This is a genomic window from Pseudomonas aestiva, from assembly GCF_039908605.1.
Lineage (GTDB): Bacteria > Pseudomonadota > Gammaproteobacteria > Pseudomonadales > Pseudomonadaceae > Chryseomonas > Chryseomonas aestiva.
In genome coordinates, this window is the sequence record NZ_CP150916.1 from 654,980 (window position 1) to 680,439 (window position 25,460).

Annotated in this window: 25 protein-coding genes; 3 read left to right on the forward strand and 22 right to left on the reverse strand. The window is 68.7% G+C overall.

Translation table 11 applies throughout. The features are described 5' to 3' along the window. Nucleotides 1-199: 199 nt before the first annotated feature. Nucleotides 200-1,651: an anion permease gene (locus AABM56_RS03050; protein ID WP_133862251.1), complete on the reverse strand. Its 1,452-nt coding sequence runs from the start codon at nucleotides 1,649-1,651 to the stop codon at nucleotides 200-202. Between the two features lie 304 nt (nucleotides 1,652-1,955). On the opposite strand from AABM56_RS03050, the gene AABM56_RS03055 reads away from it, so the two are divergent. Beyond that, nucleotides 1,956-2,480: a gamma carbonic anhydrase family protein gene (locus AABM56_RS03055; protein WP_133862250.1), complete on the forward strand. Its 525-nt coding sequence runs from the start codon at nucleotides 1,956-1,958 to the stop codon at nucleotides 2,478-2,480. Between the two features lie 677 nt (nucleotides 2,481-3,157). Here the strand turns inward: AABM56_RS03055 and AABM56_RS03060 are convergent. The 3 genes from AABM56_RS03060 to AABM56_RS03070 all read right to left on the reverse strand — a co-directional run bounded on the left by AABM56_RS03060 (nucleotide 3,158) and on the right by AABM56_RS03070 (nucleotide 5,861). Then, a complete protein-coding gene (locus tag AABM56_RS03060) occupies nucleotides 3,158-4,081 on the reverse strand; it encodes an SdiA-regulated domain-containing protein (RefSeq protein WP_133862249.1) in 924 nt (307 codons plus the stop codon). 70 nt (nucleotides 4,082-4,151) lie between these two features. Further along, complete coding sequence (locus AABM56_RS03065) at nucleotides 4,152-5,057, reverse strand: SdiA-regulated domain-containing protein (RefSeq protein WP_263259571.1); 906 nt, start codon at nucleotides 5,055-5,057, stop codon at nucleotides 4,152-4,154. A 138-nt stretch (nucleotides 5,058-5,195) separates the two neighbouring features. Continuing rightward, a complete protein-coding gene (locus AABM56_RS03070; RefSeq protein ID WP_133862247.1) occupies nucleotides 5,196-5,861 on the reverse strand; it encodes a fumarylacetoacetate hydrolase family protein in 666 nt (221 codons plus the stop codon). A gap of 238 nt (nucleotides 5,862-6,099) precedes the next feature. Between AABM56_RS03070 and serA the strand changes: the two genes are divergently transcribed. Beyond that, nucleotides 6,100-7,329 carry a phosphoglycerate dehydrogenase gene (gene serA / locus AABM56_RS03075; RefSeq protein WP_017639986.1) on the forward strand — a complete coding sequence of 410 codons (1,230 nt, stop codon included), beginning with the start codon at nucleotides 6,100-6,102 and terminating at the stop codon, nucleotides 7,327-7,329. A gap of 269 nt (nucleotides 7,330-7,598) precedes the next feature. Here serA and rpiA read toward each other — a convergent pair whose 3' ends face one another. Beyond that, nucleotides 7,599-8,273, reverse strand: a complete 675-nt coding sequence (rpiA, locus tag AABM56_RS03080; protein ID WP_133862246.1) for a ribose-5-phosphate isomerase RpiA — start codon at nucleotides 8,271-8,273, stop codon at nucleotides 7,599-7,601. 124 nt (nucleotides 8,274-8,397) lie between these two features. Here rpiA and ilvA point away from each other — a divergent pair, with 124 nt between their 5' ends. Further along, complete coding sequence (ilvA, locus tag AABM56_RS03085; protein ID WP_133862245.1) at nucleotides 8,398-9,912, forward strand: threonine ammonia-lyase, biosynthetic; 1,515 nt, start codon at nucleotides 8,398-8,400, stop codon at nucleotides 9,910-9,912. Between the two features lie 238 nt (nucleotides 9,913-10,150). On the opposite strand, the gene AABM56_RS03090 is transcribed toward ilvA, so the two are convergent. The 17 genes from AABM56_RS03090 to AABM56_RS03170 form a co-directional block, all read right to left on the reverse strand. After that, nucleotides 10,151-10,387 (reverse strand): hypothetical protein, encoded by a 237-nt coding sequence (locus AABM56_RS03090; protein ID WP_133862244.1) that lies wholly within the window; start codon nucleotides 10,385-10,387, stop codon nucleotides 10,151-10,153. Nucleotides 10,388-10,446: 59 nt separating this feature from the next. Continuing rightward, nucleotides 10,447-10,896, reverse strand: a complete 450-nt coding sequence (locus AABM56_RS03095; RefSeq protein ID WP_133862243.1) for an excinuclease — start codon at nucleotides 10,894-10,896, stop codon at nucleotides 10,447-10,449. A gap of 101 nt (nucleotides 10,897-10,997) precedes the next feature. After that, nucleotides 10,998-11,396: a hypothetical protein gene (locus AABM56_RS03100; RefSeq protein ID WP_133862242.1), complete on the reverse strand. Its 399-nt coding sequence runs from the start codon at nucleotides 11,394-11,396 to the stop codon at nucleotides 10,998-11,000. A gap of 23 nt (nucleotides 11,397-11,419) precedes the next feature. After that, complete coding sequence (locus tag AABM56_RS03105; RefSeq protein ID WP_133862241.1) at nucleotides 11,420-12,652, reverse strand: beta-ketoacyl-ACP synthase; 1,233 nt, start codon at nucleotides 12,650-12,652, stop codon at nucleotides 11,420-11,422. Then, complete coding sequence (fabG, locus tag AABM56_RS03110) at nucleotides 12,652-13,389, reverse strand: 3-oxoacyl-ACP reductase FabG (RefSeq protein ID WP_133862240.1); 738 nt, start codon at nucleotides 13,387-13,389, stop codon at nucleotides 12,652-12,654. Before fabG ends, AABM56_RS03105 begins: the two co-directional genes overlap by 1 nt. Continuing rightward, nucleotides 13,386-13,835 (reverse strand): hotdog family protein, encoded by a 450-nt coding sequence (locus AABM56_RS03115; protein WP_263259570.1) that lies wholly within the window; start codon nucleotides 13,833-13,835, stop codon nucleotides 13,386-13,388. Before AABM56_RS03115 ends, fabG begins: the two co-directional genes overlap by 4 nt. Further along, nucleotides 13,832-15,016, reverse strand: coding sequence for a beta-ketoacyl-[acyl-carrier-protein] synthase family protein (locus tag AABM56_RS03120; protein ID WP_133862238.1), 1,185 nt, complete (start codon nucleotides 15,014-15,016; stop codon nucleotides 13,832-13,834). The genes AABM56_RS03115 and AABM56_RS03120 overlap by 4 nt, the downstream gene beginning before the upstream one ends. After that, nucleotides 15,013-15,513, reverse strand: coding sequence for a hypothetical protein (locus AABM56_RS03125; RefSeq protein ID WP_133862237.1), 501 nt, complete (start codon nucleotides 15,511-15,513; stop codon nucleotides 15,013-15,015). Before AABM56_RS03125 ends, AABM56_RS03120 begins: the two co-directional genes overlap by 4 nt. After that, complete coding sequence (locus AABM56_RS03130; RefSeq protein WP_133862236.1) at nucleotides 15,510-16,757, reverse strand: NAD(P)/FAD-dependent oxidoreductase; 1,248 nt, start codon at nucleotides 16,755-16,757, stop codon at nucleotides 15,510-15,512. Before AABM56_RS03130 ends, AABM56_RS03125 begins: the two co-directional genes overlap by 4 nt. Continuing rightward, nucleotides 16,750-19,074 carry an MMPL family transporter gene (locus tag AABM56_RS03135; RefSeq protein WP_133862235.1) on the reverse strand — a complete coding sequence of 775 codons (2,325 nt, stop codon included), beginning with the start codon at nucleotides 19,072-19,074 and terminating at the stop codon, nucleotides 16,750-16,752. Before AABM56_RS03135 ends, AABM56_RS03130 begins: the two co-directional genes overlap by 8 nt. Beyond that, nucleotides 19,071-19,655 carry an outer membrane lipoprotein carrier protein LolA gene (locus AABM56_RS03140; protein WP_133862234.1) on the reverse strand — a complete coding sequence of 195 codons (585 nt, stop codon included), beginning with the start codon at nucleotides 19,653-19,655 and terminating at the stop codon, nucleotides 19,071-19,073. The genes AABM56_RS03135 and AABM56_RS03140 overlap by 4 nt, the downstream gene beginning before the upstream one ends. Then, a complete protein-coding gene (locus AABM56_RS03145) occupies nucleotides 19,643-20,077 on the reverse strand; it encodes a thioesterase family protein (protein WP_133862233.1) in 435 nt (144 codons plus the stop codon). Before AABM56_RS03145 ends, AABM56_RS03140 begins: the two co-directional genes overlap by 13 nt. Continuing rightward, entirely contained in the window at nucleotides 20,070-21,596 is a 1,527-nt protein-coding gene (gene hutH, locus AABM56_RS03150; protein ID WP_133862232.1) for a histidine ammonia-lyase, read from the reverse strand. Before hutH ends, AABM56_RS03145 begins: the two co-directional genes overlap by 8 nt. Next, nucleotides 21,586-22,506, reverse strand: a complete 921-nt coding sequence (locus AABM56_RS03155) for a glycosyl transferase (RefSeq protein ID WP_133862231.1) — start codon at nucleotides 22,504-22,506, stop codon at nucleotides 21,586-21,588. The genes hutH and AABM56_RS03155 overlap by 11 nt, the downstream gene beginning before the upstream one ends. After that, entirely contained in the window at nucleotides 22,503-23,240 is a 738-nt protein-coding gene (locus tag AABM56_RS03160; RefSeq protein WP_347883828.1) for a glycosyltransferase family 2 protein, read from the reverse strand. The genes AABM56_RS03155 and AABM56_RS03160 overlap by 4 nt, the downstream gene beginning before the upstream one ends. After that, entirely contained in the window at nucleotides 23,237-24,883 is a 1,647-nt protein-coding gene (locus tag AABM56_RS03165; protein WP_133862229.1) for an AMP-binding protein, read from the reverse strand. The genes AABM56_RS03160 and AABM56_RS03165 overlap by 4 nt, the downstream gene beginning before the upstream one ends. Beyond that, a complete protein-coding gene (locus tag AABM56_RS03170; protein ID WP_133862228.1) occupies nucleotides 24,880-25,452 on the reverse strand; it encodes a hypothetical protein in 573 nt (190 codons plus the stop codon). The genes AABM56_RS03165 and AABM56_RS03170 overlap by 4 nt, the downstream gene beginning before the upstream one ends. Nucleotides 25,453-25,460 lie beyond the last annotated feature (8 nt).

Sequence of the window (25,460 nt, forward strand, 5' to 3'; positions counted from 1 at the left end):
CGCCGAAGGGATGCTTAGGTCCCTAAGCAAAAGGTCGGGTGGGCGGGGAAATTTTGGGGAGGGGTGTAGGTTGGGTCCGGTAGGTTGGGTTGAGCGCAGCGAAGCCCAACGGTGCCTAGCCATCTCGAACATCGGTATTCGTAGGTTGGCGCTGAGCACAGCGAAGCCCAACCTACGGTACTCCGCCCGGGCCTCGGCCTCACACCACCATCATGATCCACGGCACCCCGATCCCCAGCAGTACCAGCAGGAACAGCGCGCCGAAAATGGTCCCCAGCCGCCAGTAGTCCGCGCTGGGCAGGTAGCCGCTGCCGTAGTACACCGGGCTCGGCCCGGTGCCGTAGGGCGTGATGATGCCCATCAGCCCCAGCGAGGTGCCCAGCAGCAGGGCGAACACCGGCAGGTCGATGCCGGGGATGCCCATGCCGGCGGCCAGCATCACCGGCAGCAGCGCCGTCGTGTGGGCGGTGGAGCTGGCAAACAGGTAGTGGGCGAGATAGAAGACCGCCACCAGCACCACCATGGCGGTGCCGGCGTGGAAGCCGCCCAGGTGGCCGGCGACCCATTGGCCGAACCAGGCGACGAAGCCGACCCGGGTCAGGCCGTCGGCCAGGGCTACCAGGGTGGCGAACCAGGCGAAGGTGTTCCAGGCGGCCTTGTTGCCCAGGGCATCGTTCCAGGTGATGACCTTCAGCAGCAGCATCAGCACGATCACCAGGATGCCCACCAGCGCCGGATCGGCCCAGGCGGCACCAAAGATCCACAGCGCCAGGGCACCGATCACTAGGGCCAGCAGCAGCTTTTCATCGCGGGTCAGCGGGCCGAGTGCGGCCAGTTCCTTGGCCGCCCACAGCGGCACCTGGTCGTTGCGCTTGATCTCCGGCGGATACAGCCAGTAGGCCAGCAGCGGCAGCAGGGCCAGCAGCAGGATGCCCATGGGCGCGGCGGCGATGAACCACTGGCCCCAGCTGATGTGCACCTGGGCGGTCTTCTCGATCAGCGCGGCGGCCAGCAGATTGGGGGCGAGGGCGGTCAGGAACAGGGTGCTGGTGACGCAGGTGGAGGAGATCGCCACCCACATCAGATAGGAACCGATGCGCCGGGCGCTGGGGTCGTTGGGCTTGGAATCGTAGAGCAGCGGCAGGTTGCGGATCACCGGGTAGACGGTGCCGCCGCTGCGCGCGGTATTGGACGGGGTGAAGGGTGCGAGGGCCAGATCGGCCAGCATCACCGCGTAGCCCAGGGTCAGGGTGCGCCGGCCCATGGCCTTGACCAGCAAGAGAGCGATGCGTCGCCCGAGCCCGGTCTTCTCGTAGCCCAGGGCGAACATGAAGGCGCTGAAGATCAGCCAGACGGTGTTGTTGGAAAAGCCCGCCAGGCCCCATTTCAGCGCCTCCTGGGGCGCGCGAAAGCCCGGTGTCGCCAGCTGCGCCGGACTGAACAGCACCCAGGGCGCCAGCAGGGCCGCCACGGCCACCCCGATCAGGCCGACCACCGCGCCGGGCAGGGGTTCGAGGATCAGTCCCACCACCACGCCGGCGAAGAGGGCGAAGTACAGCCAGGCATGAGCGGGCAGGCCCTCCGGTGCCGGCAGCAGCGCCAGCAGTCCGGTGACGGCGAGGGGCAGCAGGAATTTCCAGGTGGTACGCATCGGGCGCTCGCAGATTCCGGTGGTCTCGGGAAACCGGCCTGGGCCGGGATGGCTGACGGTACTGTGCCAGAGGGCTGCGCGGTCAGCGGCAGCCAGCTTTGCAAAGGCCGGGCTGCTTTCCCAGCGCTCTGGCCGTGGTCATTCGTCGCAGTCCTGCGGTCTTAGGTTCCCTGAGGGCATTCTTTCGCTATCGAGAATGACTTGCAACAACGCGAAGACGCCGGTCGTTGCCGATTGCGCCCGTCGTTCACCTCGGCGAACAATCGGACTTTCCGCCAACCCTAACAACACGAGGATGACCGCCATGAAGTACCGCCTGGGAGAACACCGTGTCGACGCCCATCCGCACAGCTGGGTCGCGCCTACCGCCGCGGTGATCGGCAAGGTCCGCCTGGAGGAAGGCGCCAGCGTCTGGTTCGGCGCGGTGTTGCGTGGCGACAACGAGCTGATCCATATCGGCCCGGACAGCAATGTGCAGGACGGCGCCGTGCTGCACACCGATCCCGGCTCGCCGCTGACCCTGGGGCGTGGCGTCACCGTCGGCCACCAGGCCATGCTGCATGGCTGCGAGATCGGCGACGGCAGCCTGATCGGCATCCACGCCGTGGTGCTCAACGGCGCGCGCATCGGGCGCAACTGCCTGGTGGGCGCCAACGCCCTGGTCACCGAGAACGCGGTGATTCCCGACGGCTCCCTGGTGCTCGGCTCGCCGGCCAAGGTGGTGCGCACCCTGAGCGACGCCCAGCAGGCGCAGCTGGCGGCCAACGCCCAGGTCTATGTGGCCAATGCGCGGCGCTATCTGGAAGAGTTGTTCGAGCAGGGGGAGTAGGGCAATCGGGAGCCGCGCCCCGCGCTGGATGACCTTCTTCCTCCGAGCAAGGGCTGGGATGAGGGAAAAGCCGCTTCGGTCCGTTGGGCTTCGCTACGCTCAACCTAATATCGGCTGCGTAGCGTGGAAAACGGCGCAGCCTTTTCCACCTGAAGAGTTGTTGCCAGGCGCGCCCTCACCCCAACCCTCTCCCGGAGGGAGAGGGGGCTGTCCGAGCGAACGTTCGTGTGCAGCGCTAAAGGCAGATTCGCGATTCATTGTCGCCAGGCTATCCGCTAGCGCAGAGCCACCCCCTCTCCCCTTGGGAGAGGGCTGGGGTGAGGGAAAAGCCGCGCCGGTCTATTGGGCTTCGCTACGCTCAACCCAATACCGGCTGCGTAGCGTGGAAAACGGCGCAGCCTTTTCCACCTGAAGAGTTGTTGCCAGGCGCGCCCTCACCCCAACCCTCTCCCGGAGGGAGAGGGGGCTGTCCGAGCGAACGTTCGTGTACAGCGCCAAAGGCAGATTCGCGATTCATTGTCGCCAGGCTATCCGCTAGCGCGGAACCACTCCCTCTCTTCCTGTGGGGGAGGGAAGGCTAGGAACTGATCGCGGCCATGGGCTGCTCCTACAGGTGTTTCCCGGTCTGTAGGAGCGGTCGCTACGGCGCACCGGCATGGCCGCGATGAGCATCTACCTCACGGCTTCTCGAACCGATAGAACAGATTCGGCTCGCTGACCACGTACAGCCGGCCCTGGTCGTCCATGGCCACGCCTTCCGCCTGGGGCACGCTGCGGCTCAGGCCGTGCTGGCCGCGCAGCAGCGACAGCGAGCTGATCGGCTTGCCGTCGTCGTCCAGTTCCAGCACCAGGCGCGACTGATCCGAGAGCGCCAGCAGGTGGCCGGTGCCGGGGTCGAATTGCAGGCTGGAGAGATCGCGCACGAACAGGCGGCGATCACGTTGTGGATCCGTGCGCAGCGACAGCGCCTGCAGGCCTTCGAAGGCTTCGCTGCCCAGGCCGTCGATCTCGTAGATGCGTACCGGATCGCTTTCCTTGGCGACGAAGAAGCGCTCGCGTGCCGCGTCGTAGGCCAGGCCTTCGTTGCCGCGGTTGTCGCTTTGCACGTCGCTGAGGCTGAAGGGGTGGCTGACCTGGCGGTCGTCGACGTCCACTACTCGCGTGTCGGCGCCGATCCGTACCCGCACCAGGCGCTGGCGGCGCTCTTCGCTGATCATGTAGACACCCGGCTTGATGTACTCGATGGCTTCCGGATCGCTGAAGCCCCTGAGCTCCACCTGGCGCAGCAGCCGGCCGTCCAGGTCCAGTTCGAGAAAGCGCGCCGGCTTGTTGGTGACGCTGACCAGGGTGCGGCGATCCGGATCGAAGCTCAGCGCCGAGACATCGGTGATGCCCTCGCCAATGGTGCGGGCTTCGACGGTGACCCGGTAGCTCGGCAGCCACAGCGAACGGGCCTGGCGGCTCTCGGCCTGAAGCTGGCTCTGGACGTTGAACAGGAGCCGCTCGAATAGCCGGTGCTGCTGGGCCACCAGGGTCAGGGCCAGCAGCAGGGCGCCGCTCAGCAAGGCGCCCAGGGTGCGAGGGGAAAACAGCGGAAACATCGACAGGGTCCTGAGGCGGTAATGCCGCGCAGCCTAAGGGCGCCACCCTGAATTCAAGCTGAATAGGCGCTCATTGCGCCGCTTTGGACACCTTGTGAAACACGTGGAAGAGATTGGGTTCACCAATCAGGTAGAGATTGCCGGCTTCGTCGAGGGCCACGCCTTCCGGTTGCTCCATTGTCGCGTCCAGGCCGTGCAGGCCACGTCTCAGGCTGATGAAGCTGACCGGTTGTCCCTCGGCGGTCAGCTCCACCAGGGTATGGGACTGGTCGGACAACGCCAGTAGGTGCCCGGTGCGCGGATCGACCGCCACCGCGGAGTAGTCGATCACCAGCTGCTTCAGCGGAAAGGGTTGCAGGCTGCCGGTAACGCCGCGGCCGTCGCTGGCCAGGGTGAAGAGGGCGGCCGGGTCGCGCTCCTTGCTGAGGATCAGGCGCTGGTGCCGCCGGTCCCAGGCGATGCCTTCGAAGCCCTTGTTGCCGGCGTCGGGAAAGCCCAGGTCGTGGTGTTCGAAGGTGTTGGCATCCAGCTCCCGGGTGTCGTCCTTCAGCTGGAACAGCGACAGCCGCCGCTGGCGTTCGTCGACGATGGCCAGGCGCCCGTCTTCCAGGGCGGTCACGCCTTCCAGGTTGGAGACGTTGCGGATCGGGATGCGTCTGAGGATGTCGCCGGTCAGGCTCAGCTGCACCAGGTAGGGGGTGCTGCCGGTAACGGCGAAGAGGGTGCGGGTACGGGGGTCGTAGGTGAGATCGGAGGTCTCGGCTTCGGCCAGCCCCGGCAGCTGCTTGCCCTGGATCACCGCCTGGTAGTCCGGCAGCCAGACCGCCTGGGCGCGGATTTCCGGCGGCGTGCGGTATTCCTGCCACCAGAGCAGCGCCCGGTCGTTCCAGTGCCAGACGAAGGTGAGGACGATCAGCACCAGCAGGACGAAGGCGGGAAGGAGGCGCGACAGGATGAGGCGGGGGAGTCTGGACATGCGGGCTCGTACGGCTTCTTGTTATGGCTTGTCTGCAAAGTCGCCGAGCGTAGGCACTTTTCAGGCAAGGCCTGGAGCGTCGTGGCCGCGCCGGCACACCGTCGCCCGGCACCGGCCGGGAGACGGTGGGTGGCGGGGTTATAGCACGCGCGTTTCGAAGCGGCTAACGTCCGGCAACTCCAGCACCAGGTCATCGCCCACGTTGAGAGGTCCGACACCCACCGGCGTGCCGGTGAGGATGACGTCGCCCGGTTGCAGGGAGAAATGCCCGGCGATGGCCTGGATCAGCGGCAGGATGGGATTGAGCATGTCGCGGCTGTTGCCGTCCTGGCGCACCTCGCCATTGATGGTCAGGCGCACCGGGATGTCGGCCAGGTCCTCGAAGGCATCGCCCGGCACGAAGGGCGCGAGCACGCAGGCGCCGTCGAAACTCTTGGCGATCTCCCAGGGATAGCCCTTTTCCTTGAGCCGGCTCTGCACCTCTCTGAGGGTCAGGTCCAGGGAAGGGGCGAAGCCGGAGATGGCGTCGCGCACCTCTTCGGTCGACGGCTTCTTCGACAGCGGCTTGCCGATCAGCACGGCGATCTCAGCCTCGTAGTGCACCGAACCCTGATCGGTGGGGATGGCGAAGCCCTCGGCCACCGGCACCACGCAACTGGCCGGCTTGATGAACAGCAGGGGCTCGGTGGGAACCGGGTTGTTCAGCTCCTTGGCGTGCTCGGCGTAGTTGCGGCCGATGCAGACGACCTTGCCCAGGGGGAAGTGGATCTTGGTGCCATCGAGGTACTGGTGCTGGTAGGCCATCTGGTGCTCCTGGTGAGTGGCGTCTGCGGGCGATCTTGACCTCACGATCTTAACCAAAAGCGCGGGCCGCGGCGCGGTCCTGGTCGCAAGGCGCTCATGGTCGCCCTGAGAAAGCTTCAGGTCGCAACCGGACCTGCATGCGACGGCTCATGCTAAGATAGCGCCCCCTTTGCCGCTGGCTGAACTGGCCTGCGCCGCGCCGGCATCCTTCTCCCTGGACACTCTGGATTCAACGCAGATGAGCAAGACTTCCCTCGACAAGAGCAAGATCCGCTTCCTTCTCCTGGAAGGCGTCCACCAGTCCGCCGTGGATATCCTGAAGTCCGCGGGTTACAGCAACATCGAGTACGTCACCAGCTCCCTGCCGGATGCCCAGCTCAAGGAAAAGATCGCCGACGCCCACTTCATCGGCATCCGCTCGCGCACCCAGCTCACCGAAGAGGTGTTCGACTGCGCCAAGAAGCTGGTCGCCGTCGGCTGCTTCTGCATCGGCACCAACCAGGTCGACCTGCAGGCCGCCCGCGAGCGCGGCATCGCCGTGTTCAACGCGCCCTATTCCAACACCCGTTCGGTCGCCGAGCTGGTGCTGGCCGAGGCCATCCTGCTGCTGCGCGGCATCCCGGCCAAGAACGCCTCCTGCCATCGCGGCGGCTGGATCAAGAGCGCGGCCAATTCCTTCGAGATCCGCGGCAAGAAGCTGGGCATCATCGGCTACGGCTCCATCGGCACCCAGCTGTCGGTCCTGGCCGAGGGCCTGGGCATGCAGGTGTTCTTCTATGACGTCATCACCAAGCTGCCCCTGGGCAACGCCCAGCAGGTCGGCTCCCTGACCGAACTGCTCGGCATGAGCGACATCGTCACCCTGCACGTGCCGGAAACCCCCGCCACCCAGCTGATGATGGGCGAGCGCGAGATCCGCGCCATCAAGAAGGGCGGCATCCTGATCAACGCCGCCCGCGGCACCGTGGTCGACCTCGACGCCCTGGCCGCCGCCATCAAGGACGAGCACCTGATCGGCGCCGCCATCGACGTCTTCCCGGTGGAGCCTCGCTCCAACAACGACGAATTCGTCTCGCCGCTGCGCGGCCTGGACAACGTCATCCTGACCCCGCACATCGGTGGCTCCACCGCCGAGGCCCAGGCTAACATCGGCCTGGAAGTGGCCGAGAAGCTGGTCAAGTACAGCGACAACGGCACCTCGGTGTCCTCGGTCAACTTCCCCGAAGTGGCCCTGCCGTCGCACCCGGGCAAGCACCGCCTGCTGCACATCCACCAGAACGTGCCGGGCGTGCTGTCGGAGATCAACCGCGTCTTCTCCGAGAGCGGCATCAACATCTCCGGTCAGTACTTGCAGACCGACGAGAAGGTCGGCTACGTGGTGATCGACGTCGACGCCGACTACTCCGACCTGGCCCAGGAAAAGCTGCAGAACATCAAGGGCACCATCCGTTGCCGCGTGCTGTTCTAAGCGTTAATGCACCATGAAAAAGCCCCGGTCGAGTTCGCCTGACCGGGGCTTTTTTGCTTTCGTGCTGGCGGAGGTTTCATCGCGGCCATGCCGGTGCGTCGTAGCGACCGCTCCTACAGGGATGATACTTTTGTAGGAGCGGCCGCGTCGGCGGACCGCCATGGCCGCGATAAACGCCGTAGCGTGGATAACGGCGCAGCCTTATCCACTGGCCGTGCTTGAGCTCACCTGTGGAAAACGCTGGCGCGGTTTTCCACGCTACGGGTGGCTTAGCTGCGCTCCAGGCGCTCCACGCCCTGGGCGGTGCCCAGCAGCAGCACGTCCGCCGGGCGGGCGGCGAAGAGGCCGTTGGCGACCACGCCGACGATGTTGTTGATCTTGGCTTCCAGGCCCACTGGATCGACGATGTGCATATTGTGCACGTCGAGGATGACGTTGCCGTTGTCGGTCACTACGCCGTCGCGGTATTCCGGGTCGCCGCCCAGCTTGACCAGTTCGCGGGCCACATAGCTGCGGGCCATGGGGATGACCTCGACCGGCAGCGGGAATTCGCCGAGTACCTCGACGCGCTTGCTGGCGTCGGCGATGCAGATGAAGGTGCGCGCCACTGCGGCGACGATCTTCTCGCGGGTCAGGGCCGCGCCGCCGCCCTTGATCAGGTTGAGGTGGCCGTCGGCTTCGTCGGCACCGTCCACATAGAATTCCAGGTTGTTGACACCGTTGAGGTCATAGACGGTGATGCCATGGCTCTTCAGCCGGTCGGCGGTGGCCTGGGAGCTGGCCACGGCGCCGTCGAATTCCAGCTTGTGCTTGGCCAGCAGGTCGATGAAGAAGTTGGCGGTCGAGCCGGTGCCCACGCCGATCACGCTGTCGCGGGAGAGTTGGGGAAGGATGAGGTCGACCGCGGCCTGGGCGACGGCCTGCTTGAGCTGGTCCTGATTCATGGGGGTATCCGCGAAACGGGTGGAGGGTCGCCGATTATAGCCGCTCGGACGGCCTGGCTAACCCACCCGGGGGTGCCCGTAGTAGACTTTTCGCCCCCGCCGCACCTACCGGATCGTCCCGCCGATGCTCGAACAGTACGTGAAGAAGACCCTGCTCGCCCCCGTCTACGACGTGGCGATCGAAACGCCCCTGCAGCCGGCGCGGGCGCTGTCCGAGCGGCTGGGCTGCCAGGTGCTGCTCAAGCGCGAAGACCTGCAGCCGGTGTTTTCCTTCAAGATCCGCGGCGCCTACACCAAGCTGGCCAGCCTCTCGACCGCCGAGAAGGCCCGCGGGGTGATCACCGCCAGCGCCGGCAACCATGCCCAGGGCCTGTCCCTGGCGGCCCGCGAGCTGGGCGTGCGGGCGATCATCGTCATGCCGCGCACCACCCCCGAGCTCAAGGTCATCGGCGTGCAATCGCGCGGTGGCGAGGTGGTGCTGCACGGCGACGCCTTTCCCGAGGCCCTGGCCGAGGCGCTGCGCCTGGTCGAGGAGCAGGGCTACACCTTCGTGCCGCCCTATGACGATCCGGACGTCATCGCCGGCCAGGGCACCGTGGCCATGGAGATCCTGCGCCAGCATCCGGGGCGTCTCGATGCCATCTTCGTCCCCGTGGGCGGGGGTGGCCTGATCGCCGGCATCGCCGCCTATGTGAAATACCTGCGGCCCGAGATCAGGGTCATCGGCGTCGAGCCGGACGACTCCAACTGCCTGCAGCAGGCCATGGCGGCTGGCGAGCGAGTGGTCTTGCCGCGAGTCGGGCTGTTCGCCGATGGCGTGGCCGTGGCCCAGATCGGCCACCATACCTTCGAGATCTGCCGGCGTTATGTCGACGAGGTGATCACCGTCAGCTCGGACGAGATCTGCGCGGCGATCAAGGACATCTACGACGACACCCGCTCCATCACCGAACCCTCGGGCGCCCTGGGCGTGGCCGGGATCAAGAAGTACGCCGAGCGTGAAGGCAGTGGCGGCCAGGTGCTGGTGGCCATCGATTCCGGTGCCAACATCAACTTCGACCGCCTGCGGCACGTGGCCGAACGCGCCGAACTGGGTGAGCAGCGCGAAGCCATCATTGCCGTGACCATCCCCGAGCGGCCGGGCAGCTTCCGGGCCTTCTGCGAGGCCCTGGGCCGGCGGCAGATCACCGAATTCAACTACCGCTACCATACTGGCGAAGAGGCCCATATCTTCGTCGGCGTCCAGACCCATCCGCAGCGCGATCCGCGCGAGGCCTTGCTGCACGGGCTGCGCGACCAGGGTTTCCCGGTGCTGGACCTGACCGACAATGAACTGGCCAAGCTGCATATCCGCCACACCGTGGGCGGTCATGCCGCGCGGGTGGGCCAGGAGCAGGTGTTCCGCTTCGAATTCCCCGAGCGACCGGGCGCGCTGTTCGACTTCCTCGAAAAGCTGGGCGGGCGCTGGAACATCAGCATGTTCCACTACCGCAACCACGGCGCGGCGGATGGTCGGGTATTCGCGGGGCTGGAAGCCAGCCAGGCCGAACGGCCGGAGCTGCTGGCGACGCTGGATGCCATCGGCTATCGCTACTGGGACGAAACCGAGAATCCGGCGTACCGGTTGTTCCTGGGCTGAGATCTGGCGGTGTTGGGCTTCGCCAGGCTCAGCGCCAACCTACAGGGGCATACGGGTAGCGTGGATAACGGCGTAGCCTTATCCACCCTTGGTACTGGAGCCCGTTAGTGGAAAAGGCTGCGCCGTTTTCCACGCTACGGAGTTCAACCGCCCCCTCTCCCTCCGGGAGAGGGCTGGGGTGAGGGTGGCCAGACACCGCCAGTCCCGCCCGTTGGGCTTCGCTGCGCTCAGCGCCAACCTACGAAGCCAGCGGCTCCACTTGGATATCCGTCAGTCCATGCACCTCCGCCTGGCGCAGGATGGCCGCGGCGGGGGCATCGGCGGGCGGCAGCGCCAGGCTGTTCTCGGCGTCGGCGCGCAGCTGTTCCAGCACCGCCAGGGCGGCTTCGTGCGGGGCGAGACTGGCCTGCGGATGCTCGAGGTCGAGCTGGCGGGACTCGCCGTCCTTGCGGTAGTGGACGCGAAACGTGGGCATGGCGGCGGCCTCTAGGTAGGTCTCTAGAAAGACCCACCCGGCCGCGCCGCCGTTCCGAGCTACTTGAGGATGACCAGCTTGCCCTTGAGGGCGACACCGGCCATGAGAGCGCCGGCGTGGCACTCGTAGCGGGTGGGATCGCTCCACTCGTTCTTCTTGTAGTAGCTGGTGATGTCGGTGACCGCATTGGCACCGGCGGCCTTGGCCGCTTCCTGCAGGCGGATCAGCGCCGATTGCAGCACCCAGCGGCAGGCGACCTCGTCGGTCTTGTTGAAGGCGTTGGTCTTCTGGTTGGTGGTGATGCTGGAGTTGATTACCGTGGCCTTACCCGGCACCGGGTTGCCGGCCAGGTAGAACTTCACGCTGCCATCCAGACGCTTGGCGGCCAGGGCTTCCTGGACGACTTCGGCGAAGGGCAGTTGCAGGGTGGTGTCGCGGGCCTGGGCGGCGCTGGGCAGCAGGGTGGCGAGGCTCAGGGTAAGGGCGAGGGTGGAGGCTAGGGTACGCATGGCGACTTCCTTGTGGTGGTGGGGATGACTGTTTAACCCAGAACGTCCGCGCCGTCAGCCTGGAGAGCGGCGTTCTGCGCTATCGCGCAGGCCGCGGGCGGTCATTCCGCGTCGGCTGCGGGGGCGGGCAACTGCAATTGCCGGCGGATGTCGGCGTCGAGCAGCTGGACCCATTTGTTGTAGTTGCGATGAATGCGTTCGCCGTCGTAGTCGAGGCCGGCGCTGTCGCGGTAGCGGATCTGATAGCCCTTGGTGCTGTAGGGGATATCGACCCAGGCCTGGTGGCGATCGCGCACCACGATGCTGGCGACCACCAGGCCGGGGCTCTCCTGGCCGACGCTCCAGCCACGGCGTTCGAGGGTGTCGACGATGGCGCGGCGGACATCGGCGGCGTTCTCCGTGCGGTCGGCGGGAAAGACCTCCTGGGGCGTCACCAGGGGCGCGCGGGTGCAGGCCGCCAGGAACAGCAGCGCGGAGACGAGCAGCAGGCGACGCAACATGGGAGTACCTCGGGCTATGGCCATCAGGACCAGCGACGGAAGATCAGCGAGGTGTTGACCCCGCCAAAGGCGAAATTGTTGTTCATCACGTGATCGGTGCGCAGGGTCCGCGGTCCGTCACGCAGATAGTCCAGCTCGCCGCACTGGGGGTCCAGGTCATCGAGGTTGAGCGTCGGTACGAACAGCTCCTCGTTCATCATGGCGATGCTGAACCAGGATTCCAGGGCGCCACAGGCACCCAGGGTATGGCCCAGGTAGCTCTTCTGCGAGCTGATGGGCATGCGGGCGCCGAACAGCGCCTGGGTGGCGCGGGTCTCGGCGATGTCGCCCTGTTCGGTGGCGGTGCCGTGGCCGTTGACGTAGCCGATGGCCTCCGGCCTCAGCCCGGCGTCTTCCAGGGCCAGCTCCATGGCGCGCTGCATGGTGGCCTGCTCGGGGCGGGTGGAATGCTGGCCGTCGGCGTTGCTGCCGAAGCCGACGATCTCGGCGTGGATGTGCGCGCCGCGCGCCCGGGCGTGATCCAGCTCTTCCAGCACCAGGATGCCGGCGCCTTCGCCGATCACCAGGCCGTCGCGTCCGCGGTCGTAGGGACGCGGCGAGGTGTGGGGGGCGTCGTTGCGCAGGCTGGTGGCATAGAGGGTGTCGAAGACCATGGCCTCGCTGGGGCAGAGTTCCTCGGCGCCGCCCGCCAGCATCAGCGGCAGACGGCCGAACTTGATGGCTTCGTAGGCGTAGCCGATGCCCTGGCTGCCGCTGGTGCAGGCGCTGGAAGTGGGGATCAGCCGGCCCTTGAGACCAAAGAACAGACTCAGGTTGGCGGCCGCCGTGTGCGGCATCATGCGCACATAGGTGTTGGCGTTGAGGCCCACCGCGGCGTCGCTGAGCAGCATGTTGGCCAGCGCCTTGATGTCGTCGGTGCTGCCGGTGGAGGAACCGCAGGCCACGCCCATGCGGCCGTCGGTGATGCGCGGGTCATCCAGCAGCCCGGCATCGGCCAGGGCGCGCTCGCCGGCGGCCACCGCCAGCTGGGAGACGCGGCCCATGCTGCGCAGCTGCTTGCGCGTCCAGTGGCCGGGCACCTGGAAGTCGACAATGGGTCCACCCAGGCGGGTGTTCATCTCGGTGTAGCGATCCCAGACGTCCATGCGGCGGATGCCGCTGTGGCCGGCGAGAAAATGGTCGCGGATGGTCGGCCAGTCACTGCCCAGGGCGGTGACGCCGGCCATCCCGGTGATCACGACGCGGCGCGCGCTCATCAGCACAGCCCTCCGTTGACCGCCAGCACCTGGCGGGTGATGTAGCCGGCCTCGGGCGCGAGCAGGAAGGCCACCGCATGGGCCACCTCCTCGGGGGTGCCCATGCGCCCGGCGGGGATCATTTCGAGGATCTTGTCCACCGGTACGTGCTCGTCGAGGATCTCGGTGTCGATCAGCCCCGGGGCCACGCAGTTGACGGTGATCCTGCGCTTGGCCAGCTCCACGGCCAGGGCCTTGGCGGCACCGATCAGCCCCGCCTTGGAGGCGCTGTAGTTGACCTGGCCGCGATTGCCGATCAGCCCGGAGACCGAGGTGATGCAGACGATACGCCCCGGCGCGCGGCGGCGGATCATCGGCATGACCACCGGGTGCAGGACATTGTAGAAGCCGTCGAGATTGGTGCGCAGGACCACGTCCCAGTCTTCCCCGGTCAGCGCCGGAAAGGCGCCGTCGCGGGTCAGGCCGGCGTTGCAGACCACACCATAGTAGCCGCCGTGGGCTTCGGTATCGGCTTCAAGGATGGCCGCGCAGGCGGCGCGGTCGCCGACGTCGAATTGCAGCACCCGGGCCGTGCGGCCCAGGGCCTCGACCTCGGCGCGGACGGCCTCGGCTTCCTCGCGACGGCTGCGGCAGTGCAGCACCAGGTCATGGCCGGCGGCGGCCAGGCGCAGGGCGATGGCGCGGCCCAGGCCGCGGCTGGAACCGGTCACCAGGACCGGGGCGGGGGCGACGCTCATGGCGCGGGCTCCTCTAGATACAGATCCGCCCGGGGCGGACGATAGACGTTCAGGCGGGCGCTGGCCTGGCAGCCAGGGCCCTGCAGGTGGCAATCGAAGATGGCCATGCCATCGTCGTTCTGCAGTGCCGGCCGGGCCTGGATGCGCAACTCACCGCCGGCGGGAAAGGCCGCTACGTCGCAGGCGAACTGGCGGGTGCCGAGCAGGAAACCCAGGGCCGGGGGCTCGCCGCGGCGGCGTGCCTGGCAGCCGGCGAAGGCGGCCACGCTCTGGGCCATCAGCTCCACGCCGATCCAGGCCGGCAGGGCGCCGTCGGCGTCGGTGAAGAGGCCGGGGCGCACCACCAGGCGGGTCTCGATGCCCTGGTCGTCGCAGGCGAGGATCTCCTCGATCAGCAGCATGTCGCCGGCGTGGGGCACCAGCTCGGCGAGGGGCCAGGGGATCATGGCGTGGCTCCGAGGATGAGGCTGACGTTGCTGCCGCCAAAGGCGAAGCTGTTGCTCATGGCATGGCGACGACCGTCCAGGCGACTGTCGGTGTGGGCCAGCGCCAGGCGTGGCAGGGCCGGATCGGCCTGACCGTCCCAGCGCTGCGGCGGCAGCTGGCCGGCGGGATTGAGCAGCGGGTCCAGGGTCAACCAGGCGAAAGCGGCTTCCAGGGCGCCGGCGGCGCCGAGGGTATGGCCGGTCAGCGGCTTGGTCGAGGAGCAGGGCACCCCGGCCGGGAATACCTCATGGGTGGCGTGGCTTTCCATGGCGTCATTGTGTGGCGTGGCGGTGCCGTGCAGGTTGAGATAGCCGATGTCGCCCGGCTGCAGGCCGCTGGCGCGCAGCGCCGCCTGCATGGCCTGGACGGCGCCGCGACCGCTGGGATCGGGGGCGGAGATATGGTGGGCATCGGAACTGGCGCCGCCGCCGAGCAGGGCGATGGGGCCGGGTTCGCGGGTCAGCAGGAACAGCGCCGCGCCCTCGCCGATGTTGATGCCGCAACGATTGACCGAGAAGGGATTGCACAGCGACTCGCTGACCGCTTCGAGGGCGGCGAAGCCGTTCAGGGTCAGGCCGCAGAGGCTGTCGACACCCCCGCAGAGCACGGCATCGCAATGGCCCTGGACCAGTAGCCGACGGGCGCTGAGCAGGGCGCGGGCGCTGCTGGTGCAGGCGGTGGACAGGCCGTAGCAGGGGCCGCTCAGGCTCAGGTAGCGGGCGAGGAAATCCGCCGGCGCCACCAGTTCCTGCTGGGCGTACTGATAGCCCTCGGGCAACTGACCGCTGCGCTGGTGCACGGCGATGCCCTGGCTGGCCTCGTGAATGCCCGAGGTGCTGGTACCCAGCACCACGCCGATGCGGGCGGGGCCATGGCGCTCGATGGCCTGGCGCACCTGGGGCTCGATCTCGGCCAGGGCCGCCAGCAGGAGCTGGTTGTTGCGACTGAAATAGGGCGTCCAGGCCGATGGCCAGGCCGGCAGCGGGGCGGTGACGGTGCCCACCGGTGGCTGGCGCTCGGGAATCCAGCCCGGGGTGGGCTGCATGCCCGCCGTGTCGCCGGCGAACAGACCGCGCGCCACCTCCGCCTTGCCCTGGCCCAGGGCGCAGAGCAGGCCCAGGGCGTTCAGGTAGGCGCTCAAGGCGCGGACTCCGGCAGCAGGGTCAGGCGATAGCGCGACCCGTCCGGCGCCTCCAGCTCCAGGCTGTCGGCGGCGGGATAGCGCACCTGCCAGTCCTTGAGGCGGCGGCTGCCGTCGGCGTCCCTGTGCCAGTCGCCCGCGGCATAGGCCCGCGGCAACTGGTCGATCGGGGTCAGGGCGAACAGCAGCACGCTGAAGAAGGTGCGCGCCCGGGGATTGGGCGGCAGCAGGCCGTCGGCGTGCCAGGCGCCGTCGAGCAGCCGCTGGCGCGCCTGGGGCACGCCCAGGGGATCGAACAGGGAAAAGCGCAGGGCCTGACCTTCCGGCTGGATGGCCAGCAGCAGGGCGTCATTGCCCTCGACGGTCTGGCGCTCCACCTGGTAGACGAGGGCGCGCGCCAGCGGGGGCGGATTGCTGGGCAGTGGCGGCTGGCTGGCGCAGGCGGCGAGCAGCAGCAGACAGGCCAGCGCGAAGACGAACGGACGGGGCAGGGTCATGCAGGATGGGCCGAATTCAGCTGGCAGAGCTCGACGAGCAGGCGCAGGCGCCGCTTGGGCTCCTTGACGAAGGGGTTGCGAAGGTCCCAGGCGTAGCCGGCGAGAATGGCGCAGATCATGCGGCGGATCTCGGGGTCGGCGTTCTCGAAATAGATGACGTCCTGGAAGCTGCCATCGTACCAGCCCTCCACATAGGCACGGAACGTATCGACGCCCGCCTTGAGCGGTCTGGCGAATTCGCCCTCCCAGTCCACCACCTCGCCACGCAGCTGGCGATCCACCAGCGGCGCGGCCAGGCTGGCCGAACGCAGGGCGATGGTGACGCCCGAGGAAAACACCGGATCGAGGAATTCGGCGGCGTTGCCCAGCAGGGCGAAGCCGGGGCCGTGCAGGCGCTTGACGTTGGCCGCATAGCCACCCAGCTCGCGCACCGGGGTATCCCAGACCGCATTGTGCAGCACCCGGGCCAGGCTCGGGGTCTCGGCCACCCAGTCGCGCAGACAGGTGGCGAGATCGGGGGCGCGTCCGGCATAGCGCTCGGCGGCGGCCACCACCCCGAGCGAGGTGCGGCCGTCGCTGAAGGGGATGGTCCAGAACCAGACGTCGCGCAGGGTCGGATGGGTGGTGATGAGGATGCGTTCGCGGTCAAAGCCAGGATCGTCGATGCGATCCTCGACATGGGTGAAGAGGGCGCGACGCGGGGGGAAGTCCGAAGGGGCTTCCAGGTCCAGCAGGCGTGGCAGCACCCGCCCGTAGCCGCTGGCGTCGAGCAGGAAGTCGGTGGTCAGCGCATAGGCCTGGCCGTCGTCGCCCAGCACCTCGATCCGGGTCCTTTCACCAACTTCGCCCAGGGTCACGGCGGTCACCCGCTGGCCGTAGCGGATCGCCACGCCCTGGCGCGCGGCGTCATCGGCGAGGATCTTGTCGAAGGGGCCGCGCTGGACCTGGAAGGTGCTGCGGCCACCACTGTAGGTGTCGCGAAAGTCGAAGTCGGTGTAGCGCTCGCCCCAGGCGAAGGCCGCGCCGACCTTGGTCTGGAAACCGGCGGCCTCGACCGCCGGCAGCATCCCGGCTTCCTCGACGAAGTCCAGGCTGTGGGAGAGCAGGCTCTCGCCGATGGAAAAGCGCGGGAAGTGCTGGGCTTCCAGCACCAGCACCGGATGGCCGCGACGCTTGAGCAGGGCGGCGACCACGGCGCCGGCCGGGCCGGCACCGATGACGACCAGGGGGTGATGTTCAACCATGACGAAGGTCCTTTTCGTGGGAGACGGGGGACGAAGCCCAGGGCGCCAGCAGGAAGCTGAATACCAGCCCCAGGCTGATGGCCAGGCCGAAGTTGGCGATGGCCGGGGTACTGCTGAGCATCAGCAGACCGAACGACAGCCAGCTGCCGACGCCGGACAGCAGGCCGCCGAGCAGACTGACCGCCGCGCCGCCGATGGCCTCGTGCATGAGGATGGCGTAGTCCACGCCGATGGCGGTGATGAGCAGCAGGGCGAAGAGGCTGAACAGGGTCAGCGGCTGGCCCAGCCAGCCCAGGCAGGCCAGGGCCGCGAGGGCCGCCAGGAGCGGCAGGCAGACGATGCGCAGCGCCGCGCGGCGACCGAAGGCCCAGAGCAGCAGGAGGAAGATGGCCCCCGAGGCCAGCAGCTTGAGTTCCACCGCCAGGCGCTGGGTATGGAGGAACAGTCCGCGCAATTCGCCGAGGCGATCCACCAACTGCACCCCGGGCAAACCCTCGGCCACCGTCTGCAGCGCCTGGGCGTTGCCCAGCCCTTGCAGGCTGACCAGGCCGGCCGCGCCGCCGTCGGCCGTGCGGCCCAGCCAGAGCGGTCGCCAGGGCTCGCCCAGCGGGCCGGCCAGGGCCTGGTCGAGACTCAGGTCGGGTAGCTGCTGCAATTGCTTGAGTTCGGCGTCCAGCGCCTCGGCCGGTATGCCTACCGCCAGCAGGGGTTGCAGGCGCTCGCCCCAACCGGTCAGGGCCTGGCGCAATTCGGCCTGGGCCGCAGCGGGGGCGACCAGACCACTGAGGGCGCGATAGCCCTGCAGCTCACCCTGACTGACCAGGCTATCCAGGCGCTGACCCAGGGCGGCCTGGCGGCGCAGCACCTCATCGGCATCCGCCCCGCGCACCAGGAAGAACTGGCTGGTGGGTTGCAGCCCGGTAAGACGGGCGATGGCCTGGGCTTCGCGGGTCAGGGCCGGGTCCTGGCCAAGCCAGAGGCGCAGATCGTTCTGCAGGTGCAGTTGCCAGACGCCCGCGCCGCAAAACGCCAGCAGCGCCAGCAGCAGCGGCAGGCTGCCGGTGCGCGCCAGCAGGCGCAGCCGCAGGTCGAGCAGGCGCTGCATCAGCCGCAGCGGCGCGGCGGGCGGTGCCAGGTTCAGGCGCTGCCACCAGGCCGGCAAGAGGCAGACGGTGGTGAGGTAGGCGCCGATCAGGCCGGCGGCGGAAAACACCGCCACCTGGGTCAGCGCCGGAAAGGGCGTGCAGGCCAGCGCCAGGTAGCCCAGCAGATTGGTCGCCAGGCTGAGTGACAGGCCGGGCAGGGTCTCGCGCAGGATGGCCGTGGCGTCCCAGGGGCCGCCCTTCCAGCTCTTGCTGAGATAGTGCAGCGGATAGTCGGCGGCCACCCCGGTCAGGCTGGCGCCGAGGATCAGGGTGAGGGCGTTGATCTGGCCGAACAGCAGCACGCAGGCGGCGCTACCCGCCAGGAGCGCCACGCCCACCGCCAGCAGGCTGAGCAGCACCCGCCAGCGGCGGAACAGCCCTAGTAGCAAGGCCAGGGTGCCAAGGGTGGCCAATCCGCCAATCAGCGACATCTCGCGACTGGCGGTGGCCTGGCCGGCGGCGGCGTATCTCAGGCCGCTGGCGGCAAGTAGCTGACCGCCATCCGCGACCACCTCACGGCGGGCGGCCTCGATCAGGGCTTCCACCCGGGGCGGGGCATCGAAGTCGAAGGCATCGGCGCGGGTACGGGCGCGGATTAGGGCCCAGGTCAGGCCGTCGCCCTGGGTCAGCAGCAGGCCGCTGCCGGCGTCGAATTGTACCTTGCTGGCCGGGGTGAGCTGGCGCTGCAGCAGCAGGCCGAGGCCGAACCAGTCCTGCTCCAGGGGCAGGGCGCCGGCGCCGGCGAAGGGATCGAAAAGCGCGGTAGCGCGGGCCTGCAGATAGCTGTCGGGGGTCTTGAGCAACTCGTCGCGCGCCGGCCCCGGTGCCAGCGCCAGGCGACTGGCCAGGAGTTGCTGGCGCAGGCCGGGCAGGTCCGGCGTGAGTTGCCACTGCACCTTCTCGAACAGCGGCTCTCGCGACCAGACCTGACCCAGGCGCTCGACCAGGGTGGCTACCCGCTCACGCTGGGGGTGACCCACCAGCAGCAGGACCTCGCGATTGAGCGGCTCGGCCATGCGCGCCTCGGCCTGCAGGGTGAGGGTATCACCGGCGCCCTGGGGCAAGAGCGCCAGCAGGTCGGCCGCCACCGGTGGACCCTGCCGCCACTGCCAGGCGCTGAGCGCCAGCAGGGCGAGCAGGAACAGCAGGAAGGGGCGCTGCAGCCGGGTCACTGGAAGACCGCGCGCTGCTCGGCGCTCAGGGTGTCGCCAGGCTGGCCGTCCAGTTTGAGCAGGCTGCGGTCGCCCTGGGTCTCGCGGATCTCCACCTGTTCGACCAGGGCGCCGCCCTGGATGAGGATTCCGTCGAACACCTGCTTGAGCAGGGCGCCGCGCGGCGTCAGGCGCAGCTGCCAGTGATTGGCGTCGCCCGTCAGGGCCAGTTCGAAGTCGCGTTCCAGGCCGCTGCGATCACCGCCGAGCACGGCCAGGAACAGCGCGCTCTGGCGCGCGGCCAGGTCGCTGCCGGGCAGGGGCGTCCAGCCCGTCGGCGTCTGCTTGGCGATGGCCCCGGGGGTGATGCGATAGGTCTGCGCCAGCGGCTTTTCCAGCCGCCAGAGCAGGCCCAGGCCGCGGGCCAGGGTGAAGTGACCGCTGCTGGTCAGCGGCTGCGGCAGGGCGCGCAGATAGCGCTGCTGGACGAAGCTGCCCTCGACCGCCGCGGGGCGCGCCAACTGGGCGGCCAGGTCGTCGAGATCGAAGGCCTGGGCCAGGGGCGCGGCCAGGATGAATAGCAGAGCGATCAGCGTACGCATGCCAGGGCCCTCTCCACGGCGTCGATGAAGACCTTGGGCGAGGCCAGCTGCATCTCGCGGCTGGCCAGGTCCACGGCGACCTGCACGGTGCTGGCGCGGGTCAGGCGCTCGCCGGTGGCGGCATCGCTGATCAGGTAGTTGAGCTTGAGGCGGTTCTCCCACTCCACCAGATCGGCCTTTACCCGCACGCGCTGCTGAAACAGCAGGGGGCGGATGTAGCGGATCTGCAGGTCGATCACCGGCCAGCCATAGCCGGAGTCGCGCATCTGCAGGTAGTTATGGTCGAGGCGGTCGAGCAGCGCGCAACGCGCCACCTCCAGGTACTTCACATAATGGCCGTGCCAGGCGATTTCCATCATGTCGACGTCGAAGAAGGGGATCTGCATCTCCACCTCCACCTGCAGGGCACCGGTCTTACGCATAGAGCCTCCAGTGGCGGGCGCGAATCAGGGTCAGGGTCTGGCGCAACTCGGCTTCCAGGGCACGGTCTTCGATCAGCGGCGGGAAGGTCTCGCCCAGCGCGCGGTGCATGGCGGCCAGGGGCGCGGGCGGCTGCCCGCCCTGCTCGCACCTGAGCCAGACGCCCTGCTGGGCGGCCAGCAGGGTGGCGGCGGCCACCTGCTCGGTGAGCTCCAGCACGCGCAGGGCGTCGCGGGCGGCGATGGTGCCCATGCTGACCTTGTCCTGGTTGTGGCATTCGGTGGAACGGGAGAAGACGCTGGCCGGCAGGGTGCCCTTGAGCGCCTCGGCGGTCCAGGCGCTGGCGCCGATCTGCACCGCCTTGAAGCCGTGGTTGAGCATGGCCCGCGCGGCCGGGGCGCCGGAGAGATTGCCCGGCAGGCCATGGTTGTAGCGCGCATCCACCAAGAGGGCGAGCTGGCGGTCGAGCAGGTCGGCGACGTTGGCCACCAGGGTCTTGAGACTGTCCATGGCGCAGGCGATATGGCCGCCATAGAAGTGGCCGCCGTGCAGCACCCGCTCGTCTTCGGCGTCGATCAGCGGATTGTCGTTGGCGCTGTTGAGTTCGGTCTCGATGAACTGGCGCAGCCAGGGCAGGCTGTCGGCCAGTATGCCCAGGACATGGGGCGCGCAGCGCAGCGAATATCTGTCCTGCAACCGGTGCAGGGGCGCCGCCGGACCCTCGGCGGCGAGATCCGCGCGCAGCCAGGCGGCCACCTGGCCCTGGCCTGGATGGGGCTTGGCGGCGAACAGGCGCTGGTCGAAGTGCTCCGGGTTGCCGGCCAGGGCCACCACGTTGAGCGCGGTGATGCGCGTCGCCAGGCGCAGCAGGTACTCGGCGCGGGAGAAGGCCAGGCAGGCCAGGCCGGTCATCACCGCGGTGCCGTTCATCAGCGCCAGGGCTTCCTTGGGCCTGAGCACCAGCGGCGTCCAGCCCAGCTCGGCATGGACGTCCGCCGCTTCCCGTAGCTCATTGCGCCAGAGCACCTGGCGCTCGCCGCAGAGGGCGGCGGCCACATAGGACAGCGGGGTCAGATCGCCGCTGGCGCCCACCGAACCCTCTTCGGGGATCAGCGGCAGGATGTCTTCGCGCAGGAAGGCGGTGAGGCGTTCGAGCAACTCGACGCGCACCCCGGAGACGCCCTGGCACAGCGACTGCAGCCGCGCTGCCAGTACCGCGCGGGTCGCCGCCGCATCCAGATGGCGACCCAGGCCGCAGCCGTGGAAGGTATAGAGCTGACGCGGCAGCGCCTCGACCTGGGCCAGGGGCACGGCGACCACGCAGGAGTCGCCATAGCCGGTGGTGATGCCGTAGACCGAGCCCTCGCGGGCCAGCAGCGACTCGACGAAGCGGGCACCGCGGGCGATGCCGTCGCGAAAGGCGGCGTCGTCCTGCAATTCGGCCTGGGCCCGGCCCTCGGCCAGGGCGACCAGGTCTTCGATGGCGAGGGCCTGGCTACCAAAGCGAACACTAGCGTTCATCGCGACTCCAGAAGGGGTAGAAGTTGAACCACTGCCGCGGCGCCTTGAGGCAATGGGCGGCAAGGCGCTCGGCATAGGCCTGGGCCAGACCCTGGATGCCGGCGGCGCGCTCCTGGCGACGCCAGGCCGGGGCCGGGGCGAAGTCTTCCAGGTAGAGGTGGTAGCCGTCGGCTTCGCGCAGGCAGAACAGCAGATTGGTCGGGCAGCGCAGCAGGTGCGCCAGCAGCCAGGGGCCCTGGGGGAAGGGCGCCGGGGCGCCGAGGAAATCCACCTCGACGGTCCGGCCGCCGTGCAGCGGTACCCGGTCGCCGGCGATGGCCAGCCATTCGCCGCGCTCCAGGCGTTCGCTGAGCTGCAGCATCACCGCCGGGTCCAGCTCGCTGACCTGGATCAGCCGCAGATCGCTGGCGCCGGCCTCTTCCAGAAGGCGATTGAAGGCTTCGGCATGGCGGGTGTGCACCAGCACATTGAGGCGCACCCGCCGCCCCAGCTGGGCCAGCGCGCGACAGACTTCGAGGTTGCCCAGGTGGGCGGTGACCAGGATCTCGCCACGCGGGGCGTGCATGCGGCTGTGCACCTGATCCGGATCGTGCAGTTGCACCTGATCCAGGCCGAGGCGGCCGTTCCAGGCGTCGAGCTTGTCCAGCAGGGCTTCGGCGAAGGCCATGAACTGGGCATAGCCGCTGCGCCAGCTGGGCTGCAGGTCGGGACGACCGCTCCAGTCGGCCAGGCGCTGCTGGTAGTCGCGGATGCCACGGCGGGCGCGGGCGCCGAACAGGAAGAAGTACAGCACGATCAGCCGCAGCAGCGGAGCGATGGCGCGGCGGCCCAGGTGCCGCGCCAGCCAGGCGGTGAGGCGCATCAGCAGGGGGCTGCCACGCTCGCGCTGCTGCGCCCAGTGGCCGCTCACGCGCGCACCCGGCGCCAGAGCAGGCGCGGCGCGCGCAGCAGCATGCCGAAGAACAGCCGGGTGTGCATGCGCGAGATCAGCACGTTGTCCTGCCAGAGGCGAAAGTGCGAACGGCCATCCAGCGGATAGTGCACCCGGGTCGGCCGCCAGCGCATGGGCTGCTCGCGCCAAGCCAGGCGCACCAGGATCTCCGGGTCGAAGTCCATGCGCTTGCCCAGGCCGCCGGCGCGGATCACCGCCAGGGTCGGCGCCAGCGGATAGACGCGAAAGCCGCACATGCTGTCGCGGATCGCCAGCGACAGGCTGTTGATCGACACCCAGACATGGGTGAGGTAGCGGGCATAGAGCCGACCCCTGGGCACCGAGTCGTCGAATTGCGGATAGCCGCAGATCAGCGCCTCGGGATAGGTCTGGGCCTCGGCGAGAAAGGCGGCCACGTCGGCCAGGTCGTGCTGGCCGTCGGCGTCCACCTGCAGGGCATGAGTGAAGCCCAGGCGCTGCGCCTCGGCGAGTCCGGCCATCACCGCGCCGCCCTTGCCCTGGTTGACCGGCAGGCGCAGCAGATGGACGTCGGCTTGGGTCGCCAGCTCGTCCATCACCTGGGCGCAGGCGGGGCTGGAGGCGTCGTCCACCAGCACGCAGGGCAGGGCGCGCTGGCGCAGCGCCTGGACCACCAGTGGCAGGGCGTGCTCATGGTCGAACACGGGGATCACCGCGCAGGCGCGAAAGCTCATGGCTGCGCCTCCTTGAGCAGGATGCGCCCGGAGGAGCAGGCCGCGGTGCCCTGGCGAAAGGCGAAGTGCAGCTTGCTGCGGGTGGCGTCGAAGTGGAAGGTCAGGGTCACCCGGTCGCCGGGGCGCAGCAGCTGCTGGAACTTCAGCACCTCCATGCCGGCGAATTCCACGGGCAGATCCAGGTGCTGACGGGCCAGGCGCTGGGCCCAGCCGACCTGCACCACCCCGGGCACCACCGGCGCCGTGGGGAAGTGGCCGGAAAAGAACGCCAGGTCCGGGGCGACTTCCAGCTCCAGGCGCCAGCCGTCCGCGGTTCGCTCGACGTCGAGCGGTTCGATCTCCACTGGCCGTGGCTGGGCCAGCAGGCGCTCTACTTCGGCCTGGGCCAGCTTGCCCTGGGCGCTGTAGGGCAGCGCCAGCAGCAGGCGCCAGCGGCGCGGCAGGGCGATGGCCTCGCAATGGCCGACCAGGTGTTCGCGCAACTCGGCCACCAGGGCGCGGCGACCGCCATTGCGCAGCTGGTGCAGGCCGTGTTCGCTCAGGGCGACCAGGGCGCCGAGCAGGGCGCGACCCTGCTGCACCACGCCCAGGCGGACGTCGGCGACGGCGGGATGGTCGAGCAGGCGCGCTTCCAGTGCCGGCAAGGCGATGCGCTTCTCTTCCAGTTTGACGATGCGATCCAGGCGCCCGAGCAGTTCGAAGCGACTGTCACCCAGTAGGCGGACGCCGTCCATGGTCTGCTCGCGCACGCCCTGGGGCAGATAGGGCGAGGTCAGCCAGAGGGCGCCGTCAGCGTCCTGGCCCAGCTCCAGGTCGGCGAAGGCCTGCCAGGGCTGCGGGCCCTGGCGCCAGGCGATGCCGCCGGTCTCGGAGCTGCCATAGACCTCGGTGGGATACTGGCCGAAACGGACCTGGCAGGCCGTCGCCGCCGCTTCCGGCAGCACGCCGCCAGAGGAAAACACGCGGACCACCTGAGCGAGGATGGCGTCGTCGAGGTTCTCGCCCAGGCGCTTGAGCAGCGCCGGGCTGCTGATCCACACCACTCGACGGCCCGCCCGCAGCAGAACGGCGGTCTCGCGCTGCAGCTCCTCGGTGAAGGGCAGCGCCTGGCGGGCGAAGGGGCGACCGGCGCAGAGCGGCCAGAGCACGCGAAACAGCAGCCCATAGATGTGCTGGGTGGAGACGCTGCCAAGGAGGGTCGCGTCGCCAAGAGAGCTACCCCACAGCCGCTCCAGGGCAGCGACCTCGTTGGCCAGCTGGAACAGCTGCTTGGCGATCAGTTTGGGCTCGCCACTGGAGCCCGAGGTGCTCAGGGTCAGCAGCGGTGCCTGGAGGTCGAGCGTGGCGGGTGCCAGGGGCTCGGCGGCCGTGCAGCCGGCAAGATCGTCGAGCCAGGCATCGAGTGTAGGCATCAGTCGAGCACGGGTGACGGGCTGGGCGTCGGCCGGCAGGATCACCTCGATGCCGGCGCGCCAGGCACCGAGAAGGGCGCAGGCCAGGTCCTCGGCATCGTCCAGATGCAGCGCCAGGCGCTTGAGGCCACTGGCCTGGAAGGCCGCCGCCAGGCTCAGGGCGCGCTGCTTGAGGGCCGCATCCAGCGGGCTCGCGGCGCCCAGCAGGTCGGCGAGAGGGGTGAACGTCATGACAGCCTCCGCACGCGCTGGCGGACCAGCCATTCACCGGCGAACAGCAGGCCCATCAGGCCATAGGCGATGACGCCGGTATAGAGCGTCCACCAGGCCAGCGGCGCCCAGAGCGCCAGGGCGGCGGCGGTGAGCGCATTGAACAGAAAGAACAGGCACCAGACCTGGGTCACCCGCCGGGTGTAGCGCACCGCACGGGGTGGCAGCTCGGGTTCGCGCAGCCGCGCCAGGCGCTCGATCAGCGGCTGGCCGCGCAGCAGGCTCAGGCCGAACACCGCCAGCAGGAAGAGGCTGAGCAGCACCGGATACCAGCGCAGCAGCACGGCGGCGTCGCTCAGGGCCAGCAGCAGGCAGAAGCCCAGGGCGACCAGGGCGGTGCCGCGCTGCAGGCCGTTGAGGCCGGGTTGCAGCAGGCGCAGGCCCCAGAGCGCGCCGAGGCCGGCGGCGAACAGGCGCGGCGAGAGGTGCTGCAGGCCGAAGTAGACGGCGAAGGGATAGGCCAGGCCGAGCAGGAGCAGCAGGGCACTGGCGACCAGGCCCAGCGGGGAGCGGGAAGGCAGGGCACTCATAAGCGGCG